9 protein-coding genes and 2 pseudogenes are annotated in these 11,991 nt (G+C 59.1%); 5 read left to right on the top strand and 6 right to left on the bottom strand.

The genetic code is table 11. The features are described 5' to 3' along the window. Positions 1-126 precede the first annotated feature (126 nt). From ACZRN6_RS06655 to ACZRN6_RS06645, 3 genes are read right to left on the bottom strand one after another with little or no spacing between them, the layout of a single operon-like run. Positions 127-1,467: an amidase gene (locus ACZRN6_RS06655; protein ID WP_464007511.1), complete on the bottom strand. Its 1,341-nt coding sequence runs from the start codon at positions 1,465-1,467 to the stop codon at positions 127-129. A 7-nt stretch (positions 1,468-1,474) separates the two neighbouring features. Next, positions 1,475-2,152, bottom strand: coding sequence for a DUF2848 domain-containing protein (locus ACZRN6_RS06650; protein ID WP_464007510.1), 678 nt, complete (start codon positions 2,150-2,152; stop codon positions 1,475-1,477). A gap of 22 nt (positions 2,153-2,174) precedes the next feature. After that, positions 2,175-2,864 (bottom strand): GntR family transcriptional regulator, encoded by a 690-nt coding sequence (locus ACZRN6_RS06645; RefSeq protein WP_464007509.1) that lies wholly within the window; start codon positions 2,862-2,864, stop codon positions 2,175-2,177. A gap of 442 nt (positions 2,865-3,306) precedes the next feature. Here ACZRN6_RS06645 and ACZRN6_RS06640 point away from each other — a divergent pair, with 442 nt between their 5' ends. Together ACZRN6_RS06640 and ACZRN6_RS06635 are read left to right on the top strand one after the other, a co-directional pair. Next, positions 3,307-4,290 (top strand): DUF1852 domain-containing protein, encoded by a 984-nt coding sequence (locus ACZRN6_RS06640; protein ID WP_464007508.1) that lies wholly within the window; start codon positions 3,307-3,309, stop codon positions 4,288-4,290. A 27-nt stretch (positions 4,291-4,317) separates the two neighbouring features. Then, complete coding sequence (locus tag ACZRN6_RS06635) at positions 4,318-5,352, top strand: methionine synthase (protein ID WP_322144220.1); 1,035 nt, start codon at positions 4,318-4,320, stop codon at positions 5,350-5,352. A gap of 1 nt (position 5,353) precedes the next feature. Here ACZRN6_RS06635 and ACZRN6_RS06630 read toward each other — a convergent pair whose 3' ends face one another. Further along, on the bottom strand, positions 5,354-7,048 hold the full coding sequence (locus ACZRN6_RS06630) for a M24 family metallopeptidase (protein WP_464007507.1): 1,695 nt from the start codon (positions 7,046-7,048) through the stop codon (positions 5,354-5,356). Between the two features lie 77 nt (positions 7,049-7,125). Between ACZRN6_RS06630 and pdxR the strand changes: the two genes are divergently transcribed. Beyond that, positions 7,126-8,625 (top strand): MocR-like pyridoxine biosynthesis transcription factor PdxR, encoded by a 1,500-nt coding sequence (gene pdxR, locus ACZRN6_RS06625; protein WP_464007506.1) that lies wholly within the window; start codon positions 7,126-7,128, stop codon positions 8,623-8,625. A 77-nt stretch (positions 8,626-8,702) separates the two neighbouring features. Beyond that, a pseudogene (locus ACZRN6_RS06620) lies at positions 8,703-9,182 on the top strand (MFS transporter); the annotation flags it as partial. 143 nt (positions 9,183-9,325) lie between these two features. On the opposite strand, the gene ACZRN6_RS06615 reads toward ACZRN6_RS06620, so the two are convergent. Beyond that, positions 9,326-9,790, bottom strand: a complete 465-nt coding sequence (locus ACZRN6_RS06615) for a thiol-disulfide oxidoreductase DCC family protein (RefSeq protein WP_464007505.1) — start codon at positions 9,788-9,790, stop codon at positions 9,326-9,328. Positions 9,791-9,833: 43 nt separating this feature from the next. Continuing rightward, positions 9,834-11,165, bottom strand: a pseudogene (locus ACZRN6_RS06610) (MFS transporter); the annotation flags it as partial. Between the two features lie 240 nt (positions 11,166-11,405). Here ACZRN6_RS06610 and msrA point away from each other — a divergent pair. Next, positions 11,406-11,912: a peptide-methionine (S)-S-oxide reductase MsrA gene (gene msrA, locus ACZRN6_RS06605; protein ID WP_322144225.1), complete on the top strand. Its 507-nt coding sequence runs from the start codon at positions 11,406-11,408 to the stop codon at positions 11,910-11,912. The last annotated feature ends 79 nt before the right edge of the window (positions 11,913-11,991 follow it).

Below are 11,991 nucleotides of genomic sequence, written 5' to 3'. Positions count from 1 at the left end.
GCATGGGTACGCAAGCCGATTGGCAGGCGAGTGCGGGCGCACGGGCGGCCGCCGTGGAATTTTTGCGGTGAGTCAATAATTGAACCAAGGGCAGGTGGAGCCTGCCGTTGGTTCAACGCCAGTGCGTTACGTGCCCTGGCGTAACAGCGCCTCGATTGAGCGAGACACTTGCAGCACCCGTGCGTCCTGACCCTGCAGGCCGGCAATCGACAAGCCTACCGGCAGTTCGTCGCCGCGCTGGCAAGGCAGGCTCAGGGCGCAGCCGTCCAGAAAGTTGAGCACGCTGGTATTGCGCAATACCAGGCCGTTGGTGGCAAAAAAAGCCGCGTCATCCGCCAGGTCGGCAAGCTTGGGCGGCACTATCGCGACACTCGGCAGCAACCATGCATCGGCGTCACCCAGGCGTTCACGCGCCACGCTGATCAGGCGTTGGCGTTCGGCCTGGATGTCCAGGTAATCGGCTGCGCTGATGGCCGCGCCACGGCGTATGCGTTGTGCAACGCGTGGGTCGTAAGCCTCGCTGCGGTCGCCCTCGAGCCACTGGCGATGGCCCTGCCAGGCTTCGGCGGCCGTGAGCCCGCCGGCAGCATTGATGCGCGGCAGTTGGTGCAGCTCAGGGAAGTTGAACCAGCGGATACTTGCACCGGCCTTGGCGAGCAGGTCCAGGCTGCGTTCGAACGCTGCCGCCACGGTGGCATCCAGTTGATCGAGCACCACGTCACGGGTGACCGCCAGGCGCAGCCCGGCCAACGGCGCGGCGCGGGTATCCAGCGATTGGCCGCTGAGTATCTGGTCGAGCAGGATGCAGTCGGCGACGCTGTTTGACAGTGCGCCGACCGAGTCCAGGCTGGCGGCCAACGGGAAGGTGCCAGTCATCGGCACACGGCTGGCGCTGGGTTTGAAACCGACGAGGTTGCAGAAGGCTGCGGGGATACGGATCGAGCCACCGGTGTCAGTGCCCAAGCCCGCTACCGCCATGCCCAGCGCCACGCTCACGGCGGCGCCGGAACTGGAGCCGCCAGCGATGCGCCCCTCTGCACACGGTGTGAGCGGCGTGCCGTAGTGGGGGTTCCACCCCAGCCCGGAAAAGGCAAACTCGCTCATGTTGGTGCGGCCGAGCAAGATCGCGCCGGCCGCCCTCAGGCGCTCGACGACCACGGCATCGTGGCGGGCGGGCGGCGCATCGGCGAGTAATTGCGAGCCGGCCGCCGTGACCTGCCCGGCCACATCGAACAAGTCTTTGATCGACACGGGCAGCCCGGCCAGCGCCGACGGCACGTAGCCGGAGGCGCGCGCCAGGTCGCTGGCCCGCGCAGCGCTCAGGGCGCTGTCGGCGTCGACGCTGATATAGGCCGTGCCGCCTGCTGTGCGATGCGCTTCAATACGCGTTAACGCGTCATTGACCAATGCCTCACTGCTGGTGCGGCCCTCGGCAAGCTTGCGGGCGAGTTCTGCAATCGTGGTCATCGTGGGTTTACTCAGCGACAGGCAGCGGCTCGACACCGTACTGGTGGCGCAGGCTGCGGTTGAGGATGGGGTCGAACAGTTCCATTTCGAAGGCTTCGCCATAACCCAGTTCGCCGATCACCGACTGCGTGCCGCAGAACATTGCTGTATCGGCAGGCAGCGCGGCGTCGTTATTAAGTTTCGCCAGCAACGTTTCCGGCGCCAGCAGGTTGGTCACCGGCCCTTGTTGATACAGCGCTCGCACGCCATCACGCACACGCCAGGTGCGCATCACCAGGTGGTCCCAGTGTTCCTGTACCTCGGTGTAGCGCCACACCTGCTGGGCGATGGGTTTGTCGCACATCTGCTTGGACACGGTGACGTCATAGCTTTCGACCTTGCGGTCGGTGTGGTCCGAGCCCAGGCCGATCAACAGGCCTTGCTCGCTTGGGATCAGCACGAACTCGGTCTCGCCGGAGGAGTCCTTGCCCGGCACCTGAATCGTCTCGGCGTTGTTCAACAGGCTGGCGGACACGCGATAGAAGCACGGCACCTGGGTGGGCCGGCGTACACCCAGCGCTTCCAGTTCGGCAATGTGGTGTTCCACCGCTTCGCTGTTACGCCCCGCCCAGCCTGCGATGATCAGGTGTTTGATGCTGGCGTGGTGTTCGCCTTGGCCGACGACATGGAAAGTCATTTGAGTCATGAAAAGTGCTCGTAGTGAGTGATCAAAGCGTGCGCATGATTGCGCGGCGGAAATCGTCAATGTGGTGATGGATCGCGGCGATGGCGGCGGTGCCGTCGCGCTGCTCCACCGCTTCAAGGATTTGCAGGTGTTCGTGGTAGATGCGTTCGCTGTGATGGTTTTCCGACAGGGTCAGGTACCAGAAACGCGCCTGTTTTTCGTGCAGGTTGCGCAGCAACTCGGCCAGCACGCGGTTGTGGGCGGCGGCTGATATGGACATGTGAAACTCCAGGTCCAGCGACATCAGCCCGGCCACGTCGTGCCTGGCTAAAAGGGCAGGGGTGCGCTCGAGGATGTCGCGCATGGCCTGGATGTCGGTGTCCTTGGCGCGCTCTACCGCGAGCTTGACGCACAACTGTTCGTTGCTCACGCGCACTTCGATCATGTCGAGTACATCGTTGAGTGACAGGGCGGTCACCATCACGCCTTTGCGCGGCATGATCGTGACCATGCCTTCCACTTCCAGGCGGTGCAGCGCTTGATGGATGGGGGTTCGGCCAATGCCCAGCGCAGCGGTCAGTTGCGCCTCGTTGATCGCATCGCCAGGACGATACTCGCAGCTGATAATTCGCTGCTTGATTTGGGCGTAGGCCAGCTCACGCAGTTGCGCTGCGCTTTTTGTGGGAGCCATCGGGGGTTGGTGATGGCGTTTGAGGTTGGTCGGTTCGGACATATCCACTCCTGAAAATCATCTGATATATCAGATGATTTTCAGAGTGAAGCAAGGGCTATGCCATTTTTTTGCAAACGGGCGCAGAGCCTTGGCTTTAGAGGGTTTTAGAAATTCAGACGCGCTTCGGGGCATAAGCTTGAGGTGTTACTTGTTACCTTTGTGCCCGAATTTGGTGCCGTGGCGCCCGCTGTTTGTGCAATTCAGGGGCGGGATCAAAAGCCAGGACAATTCAGTGAGTGCTGCGGGGCAGGGACTTCTGCAATTGGCTGTTTACACATCATGAAGATGGCTAAAGGTTTAGTGAAATCAATTCATTTTTGCTCGGTCAATAGTTCAGCCTAAAATACACCTTAAATATAGATACTATGAAGACTACTGAGATGTCGCCAGGCAAGGCAATGCACTCGGGTGTTATCTCGGATAATTAGGGTGTCAGACGGCAATGAATAATGAATTTTCATTTTCTATTAAAAGCATTTGTTTTGACGAGAATTATCACCCCTCTGAAAATACGCGCATCACCACAAACTTTGCTAATTTGGCCAGAGGGGCCAGCCGCCAAGAGAACTTGCGCAACACCTTGAGGATGATTAACAACCGCTTCAATGCCTTGGCGCACTGGGATAACCCCAAGGGCGATCGTTATACGCTCGAACTTGAAATTATTTCGGTCGAGATGGGCATTGGTCTTGAAGGCAGCGGCATTGCCATTCCGCTGATTGAAATACTGAAAACAAATATTGTTGATCAACAAACCAACGAGCGCTTTGCCGGTATCGTAGGCAATAATTTTTCCTCCTATGTACGGGATTATGACTTCAGTGTGTTGTTGTCCGGGCACAATAAGGGGCAGCCTGGATTCAGCATCCCCGATAATTTTGGGGCACTGCATGGAAAGCTATTTAAATGCTTTGTGAATTCAAGCGCCTACCAGGACCATTTCAATAAGCTTCCTGTCATATGCCTAAGTGTTTCGAATACCAGGACCTACCATCGGACTGAAAACCAGCATCCGGTATTGGGCGTTGAATATCAGCAAGACCAGTACTCGTTAACGGATGAATATTTCCAGAAAATGGGGCTGAAGGTTCGCTACTTCATGCCTTCAAATAGCGTTGCGCCTTTGGCTTTCTATTTTTCCGGGGATTTGCTCGGTGATTACACCAACCTTGAACTGATCAGTACCATCAGCACGATGGACACGTTCCAAAAAATATACCGACCTGAGATTTACAATGCGAACTCAGCAGCAGGAAAATCCTATCAGCCAAGCCTGAAGCATCAAGACTACTCATTGACCCTCATTGTTTATGATCGAGAGGAACGTGGCCGGCTGGCCATTGAACAGGGGAAGTTTGTCGAAGAAAACTTTATCAAACCCTACCAGGCTGTGCTTGAACAGTGGTCCGCCAATTGCGCTTTTTGACTGGTTAAAAATACAAGGTTATCCGTTATGAAAAAATTATTACCCACGTCAACTGCGGGCAGCTTGCCTAAACCCGCCTGGCTGGCACAGCCTGAGACACTTTGGTCACCTTGGAAATTGCAAGGTGAGGAGTTAATTGAGGGCAAGCAAGACGCTTTACGTTTGTCATTGCAAGAGCAACAACAGGCCGGTATCGATATTGTCAGTGATGGTGAACAGACGCGCCAACACTTTGTCACTACCTTTATTGAGCACCTCAGCGGCGTTGATTTTGAAAAGCGTGAGACCGTTAGAATTCGCGATCGCTACGACGCGAGTGTACCAACGGTGGTGGGGGCGGTTACTCGCCAACGACCAGTGTTTGTCGAAGAGGCCAAGTTTTTACGTCAACAAACCAGGCAACCGATAAAGTGGGCGTTGCCGGGGCCCATGACGATGATCGACACGCTTTATGACAACCATTATAAAAGTCGCGAAAAACTGGCGTGGGAGTTCGCCAAGATTCTCAATCAGGAAGCCAGGGAGTTAGAGGCGGCGGGGGTTGATATTATCCAGTTTGACGAGCCCGCCTTTAATGTCTTTTTTGATGAGGTGAATGACTGGGGCGTGGCCACTCTGGAAAGGGCCATTGAAGGCCTCAACTGTGAAACGGCCGTGCATATTTGCTATGGCTACGGCATCAAAGCCAATACGGACTGGAAGAAGACACTGGGCTCAGAGTGGCGTCAATATGAGGAGGCTTTCCCGAAGCTGCAAAAATCCAGCATCGATATAGTCTCGCTGGAATGCCACAACTCTCATGTTCCGATGGAGCTGATAGAACTCATTCGAGGCAAAAAAGTGATGGTAGGGGCCATTGACGTGGCGTCCAATATCATTGAGACGCCAGAGGAAGTCGCCAATACCTTGCGCAAAGCCCTTCAGTTTGTAGAGGCCGACAAGCTTTACCCTTGCACTAACTGTGGCATGGCCCCGTTATCGCGTGGCGTAGCCAGAGGCAAGCTTAATGCCTTAAGTGCTGGCGCAGACATCGTCCGTAGAGAACTGTTGAACCAAGGCTGAGTCAACTTTGCAACACATAGCGTGGTTTGAGCCGGTTGGCCTCGCCAACGAGGATGTCCTCGAAGAACGCCCCGATCGGTAGTGTGGGGTGGCACAGCTGAATTTCCAAAACCCACACCATCTCACTCGGCACAATCTCGACTTCGGCCAGCTTGTCCTGCCCGAACAGCGCATGCGGGAAGTCAGCGATGCGGTGGCCTGCCAGGTTGCGCTCCAGGCGCCAGCCTTTGGAGTGGGCACTTCGTTCAGCGAAATCATAGAGCTGGCGCCCGGTCAGCCCGCGGTGCCAGGCATGGCGGGTTTCGTCGAACACTTCATGCAGTGCTTTCACGCAGGCGTCATGCAGCGGGCGCTCGCCGAATACAAAGGTGTCGCCGTAATCGCCTTCGTAGCCATCCCACACCGGGCCTAGGTCGACCACGGCGATATCGGTGGCGCGCAGCGTGCGCGACAGGTCGACGCCTTGGCGCGGTGTGCGGACGGTGTCGTCGCCAAAGCGTATATAGGTGGGGTGCCAGGTGTGAGACGCGCCCATGTTTTGCAATGTTTGACTGGCCATTTGTAGGGCTTGTGCCGTGGTCATGCCCACCTTCAACTGGTCGGCGATGGCGGCCAGGGCTCTAACCGTTTGCTCGCGGGCGGCAAGCATGCCGTCCAATGAGTAGCGCGGGCCGACTTTTTCCAGCACCGGGTCCAGCGCCTTGAGGGACGACGCCTGCGGCAATGCACCGCTGGAAACGAAGGCTTCTGCGACAAAACGATGAGCCTGCGCGCCCGCCGCCAGGCAGGTTTCGCGCACTTGTTTGATCATCGTGCTATTGCCGCAGGCGTAGATTTGGCTCTCGGCCCAGTTGTGCGGCTGTGCCAGCGCAACCTGTTGCACGCGGGCATCTGCCGACTGGACGCGATGCCAGTGAAAGCGCGGATGTGCCTGGCTGGCCTGCTCAAGAAACTCAGCGTCGTAGAAGTCCGCCGGCGCTGAGTTACCCCAGTACAGGCAGACCTTGGCGTGGCGGGCCAGGGCCGTCAGCAACAAGGGCTTGATGCCTGCGTAACCGGTGCCGGTGGCGAACAGCACAACCGGGCGGCCATCGTCGTGTTGCCAGGTGCAGGCGCCCACGGGGCCTTCGAGTTTCAGCGCGTCACCCACTTGCAGGGTCGGCAGAATGCGTTCGGAAAACAGGCCACCGCTGACTTGGCGAATATGAAACACCAGCTGGCCCTGATCCTGTGCGGGCAGGTTGGCGACAGAGAAACAGCGGCTGTCGCCATCGTCGAGGCGAAACCTGAGGTACTGGCCGGCCCGAACGTCGAGTGGCTGCGCTGGCAGCAACACCAGCTCGATGATATCGGCGCTCAACGCGCGTTTGCCGATCACCTGGGCGGTGACCTCCAGCGCTGGCGTGTCCAGTGACCAGCCGGGAATTTCCAGGCGCATGTCGCTACAGGCATGGCTCTGGCACAGCAACATCTCGTCAGCCGCGAGTGGATAGGAGGGGGCAGGGCTGTCTGGTGTGCGCAACTTGTCTCGGTACTGGCCTGACACCACTTTTACCTTGCACGACCCGCAGGCGCCGCGCCGGCAGGAAAACGGTACGGCCAGGCCGCTGGCAAGCATCGCGTCGAGCAGCAATTGATCGGCGGCTTCGAAGGATTTGCCCGAGGGCGACAGTTCAACGACATGGCGGTTGTGCATAAACACCTCGGGGCAATTGAGGCTCGATTGTTGCGTTAGACTAGGACCAGAAGAACCTCCAGTTTTGGATAATTCATATGGTCCAGCTTCGCAAATGGCGCCCGTTGCTCAAACTCGATGGGGCGCAGCCGCAGGCGTCGTACAGAAAGATCATCGAGGGTCTGGTGAGCGCGATTGTCGAGGGCCGCCTGCGCCCCGGAACGCTGTTGCCCGGCACGCGGGAAATGGCGCAACTGCTGGACGTCAACCGCAAGACGGTGATCCTTGCCTACGAGGAGGCGGTGACCAAAGGCTGGCTGGTCAGCATTCAGCGCCGCGGTACCTTCGTCAGTACGCAACTGGCGACAGGAGCGGTCGCCGAGCCCAGCGCGCCGAAGTCGTTTGCCCCGGCGTTGCGGGAGGCCCCGGCGGTTGCCTACTTCACCCCAGGCGAGCAGGTAACAGCGCTGCACCATCGGGCGGGTGCGCTGTTTTTCGATAATGGCGCCAGTGACCATCGTCTGCTGCCGCAAGCCGTGCTGCATCGCTATTACCGCAATGCCTTGCGCAACAGCTTCACCACCAACACCGTGCGCCATGGCAGCGAAGGCAGCGGCCAATACCTGCGCAACGCCTTGGCCGAAATGTTGCGCCATAATCGAGGCCTGAATGTCGATGCGCAGCAGATTTGCCTGACCCAAGGCGTGCAGATGTCGCTGTACCTGACTGCCAGCGTGCTGCTCAAACCCGGGGATGTTGTGGTGGTCGAGCGCCTGAGTTACCCACCGGCCTGGGAGATTTTCCGCCAGTTGGGTGCGCAACTGGTCACCGTGGACCTGGACGATGAAGGTTGCCGGGTCGATCAGCTCGCTGAACTGTGCCGCGTGCACAACGTGCGGATGATGTATGTCACCCCCCATCATCAGTTTCCGAGCACCGTCAGTTTGCACGCCGCACGTCGCCAGCAACTTCTGGAACTGGCCCGGCTGCATGACTTCTGCATCATCGAGGAAGATTACGACCACGAGTATCACTTTGCCGGTCGGCCCTATTTGCCCCTGGCCAGCGACAGTGCGCAGCGCCATGTGATCTACATCGGCTCGCTGTCCAAGTCCCTGGGCAGCACCTTCCGTTGCAGCTACATCGTTGCACCGTCGAATCTCATCGAAGCGCTCGAGCGCACGGCGGCGGTGAGCCTGGGCCAGGGTGATGCCGTCATGCAGCGGGTGCTGGCGGACTTGATCAACGATGGCGAGCTGAAGAAGCACCTGCGCCGGGTGTCCAGGGAATACCGCCGGCGCCGGGAGACGCTGCTCAGTTGCCTGCTGGAGGCGTTTGGCGAGCAGATAACCGTGCAGGAACCCGAAGGCGGGCTGGCGCTGTGGGTCAGGTTCGCCGACTCAATCGACGTCGACCAACTGGCTGAAAAGGCGCTGGAGCTGGACTTGGTGGTGCGCAGCGGTCGCTTGTTTTCGCCCTTTGACCATCCGGAGAATGCCTTGCGTTTGGGATTCGCCTCGCTTGATTCGGAGGAGATCCGCACCGCCACGCAGCGTTTGGCTCAGGCGGCGCAGGCGATTGGGGAAGAGGTTAAATAATTACGCAGGCTGAAAGGTGGGTGTGTAACGATATGTGACCCAGCCTTTGATACTGCCCACTACAGGAATCAATTCGGATGCTCGCAGCCTTCAGACACTACCCGTTTTCGGTCAATCTGCTGCTGTCGTCTGCGTTGTTTCTGACACTGGGGCGCGCCATTACCCTGCCGTATATGGTGATTTACCTGTCATCCAACTTCACGTTGGGCATCAGCGAGATCGGTCTGGTGGTAGGCGGTGCAATGCTTGTCGGCTCGTTGTTAAGCCTTTACGGCGGCTACCTGACTGACAAAATCTCCAGCTATCGATTGATCCTCAGCTTCACGGGTTTTTTCACCGTGGGCTTCATTGGTATGTGCCTCACGTCGCACCTGTGGCTGTTTTTCCTGTTTCTGGTGTCGTTCAATTTTGCCTATTCAGTGATCGATATCGTGGTCAAGGCCGCGTTTGGCAAACTGCTGCCGGAAGCCGAACGCGGCAAAGTGTTTTCGGTGCGCTACACCGTGATCAACATTGGTTACGCGGTGGGGCCGTTCATTGGCGCGGGGCTCGCGCACACCAATAACGGCGCCGTCCCCAGGAACCGTCGTAAGCAGTATCAATATTCGGTTCAGGCTGAAGTATTTGATTACATTGAGCAGGTCACACAGGCTCTGTTGAGAGAGCAAGCGCTGGAAAAACAACGGGTCGAGGAAGGCGATTAATAGTTGCGGTCAGTTGTTGTGTCTTTCAAAAAACGCTGCTCATGATCCGGATCCGGCAACAGGCAGGTGTCGTACTTCCCGAAGAGCCGATAGCGATTACGCGCGATGCGGTCGTAAGCCCAATCCCGAAGGACACGCGGGATGGCGCGCAGGAGTAGCAATGGGCGCCAGCGGGCAGGCAGTTGCGCAATGATTTCGAGCACCGCCTCCGAACGCTCCCAGTAGTGCCGGTCGCGGATCACTGCGAGGGTGTCGAACTGATCCAGCGGCAACCCCGCCCAGGCCAATAGCGCCTGACCTTCGGGCGACTGAACGGCCGCCAACCGCACACGCCGGTCGTGGTCATGGCGAATGAGGAACCTTGCCCAGCCGTTGCACAGCTTGCACACACCGTCGAACAACACCACGGTTTCACCGGGGTTGAGGAGTGGTGCGGCGGTATGAAGGCAGGTAATCCGCATGGCTCAGGTCTCCGGCGCTTTTGAACACCCGCCGACTTTGACTCGACAGCACCGGCGCCGCGCCTTTTTCCTCCGCGCCCACGTCATGCAGCGAGATCCGCGACGTCTCCGGCAGCGCCAACCCACCCGCCAATGCCAGCAACGCCACCGCAATCAGATAAAACGCCGGCGACAGGTTGCTGCCCGTGGTGCTGATCAACCATGTTGCCATCAACGGCGCCGTACCGCCGAAGATCGTATACGCCATGTTGTAAGTAATCGCCGAAGCGGTATACCGCGTGCGCGTCGGAAAAGTCTCCGACAGCAACGCCGCCGTCACCACCCCACACAACACTGCACCCACCGCCAGCAACATCACCCCGACAATCGACGCCGCGAACGAGCCCGAACTGGCCATCAGGAACGACGGGTACACCACCACGATCAACAACACACACGCGGTCATTACTGTGACCCGCCGCCCCACGCGATCCGAATACAACCCCGCCAGCGGGCAAATTGCCGCCGCGAAAATCAGTGCAATCAGCGACACCAGCAACGCCATCGCCCGGCTCAACCCACCGGCCACTTGCAGGTACGTCGCGAAGTAGGTGGTGAACATGTAAAACGACAGCGCCGTGAGCGACACAAAAGCGCCCAGGCAGCAGATCGCCGCACCATGGTTGCGCAGCGTTTCCTTGAGCGGGGAGTGGGCGACTGCGTGTTCCTGCTTCACCGCCTGGAAGGCCGGCGTCTCATCCAGCTTCCAGCGCAGGTAAAGCCCCACCAGGCCCAGCGGCGCGGCGATCAGGAACGGCAAGCGCCAGCCCCAACTGCCCATCGCCTCGGCCGACAACGACGCTTCAAGCGCATACGCCACCACCGCTGCTGCGGCAAAGGCGGAAAAAGTCGATACCGGCACAAAGCTGCCGTACCACGCGCGTTTGTCACTCGGCGCGTGTTCCATCAGATAGGCACAGGCGCCCGCGTATTCACCGCCGGCGGAGAAGCCCTGGGCGCAGCGGATCAGCGACAACAGAATCGGCGCCGCCACGCCGATGGCGGCGTAGGTGGGCAGCAGGCCGATCAGCGTGGTGGCGCCGGCCATCAGCAAAATCGTCATGGCCAGCGTGCGTTTGCGCCCGATCCGGTCGCCGAGCATGCCGAAGAAAATCCCGCCCAGGGGCCGAAACGCGAAGGCCACCGCGAACACCGCGAAGGTCTTGAGCAGCGCCGCGCTGGCGTCACCGCTGGGGAAGAATTGTTGGGCGATGGTGGTGGCGAGAAAACCGTAGACGGCGAAGTCGAACCACTCCACGAAGTTACCGATGCCGGCGGCGATGATCACTCTGCGCAGGGTTTGCGGGCTGACCTGTTCGGTGGATGGGCTCGTCATGGGGGAAGGCCTCGGCGGTGGTAGGGGATGCTTGATTATCGGGGGCGGGGGTTGGGCGGCGGGGCTCAAAAGAGTCGTCCGCATAGTCAGCAGCGACTTGGTCGGGGTTGGAGTACGCAGGATTTAGGCCAGATAAGGCGGGGCCTATCGACGGGCGGCGCTGGTAACCCGCGGTTCAACCTTGGTATTACTCAACCCGGCCCCATAACTAGGGCTGTATCCATCCAGGGGAAGAACACCATGACCAACCAAACTGAAACCGCCATCCTCGCCGGCGGCTGCTTCTGGGGCATGCAAGACCTGTTGCGACGCTACCCCGGCGTGCTGCAAACGCGCGTCGGCTATACCGGCGGCGAGGTGCCGAATGCCACCTACCGCAACCACGGCAACCATGCCGAAGCCATCGAGATCGTCTTCGACCCGGCGGTGATCACGTACCGGCAGATCCTCGAGTTCTTTTTCCAGATCCACGACCCCAGCACGCCCAACCGCCAGGGTAATGACCTGGGCCCCGGCTACCGTTCGGCGATTTATTACCTGAGCGAACAGCAACGCGACGTGGCAGAAGACACCGCAGCGGACGTGGATGCCTCGGGGCTGTGGCCAGGCCGTGTGGTGACCGAAATCGAACCGGCGGGACCGTTCTGGGAAGCAGAGCCGGAGCATCAGGATTACCTGGAGCGGATTCCCAACGGCTACACCTGCCACTTTATTCGGCCGAACTGGAAGCTGCCCAAACGCGGTTAAAAATGTGGGGGCGGGCGTACCTGATGAACACAGGTATCTACACAACGCTTGCAAGCTGACACAAAGCCCTTTGTGGTGA

It is taken from the genome of Pseudomonas sp. A125 (genome assembly GCF_055409485.1).
This window is presented reverse-complemented; position numbering and strand designations above follow the sequence as displayed.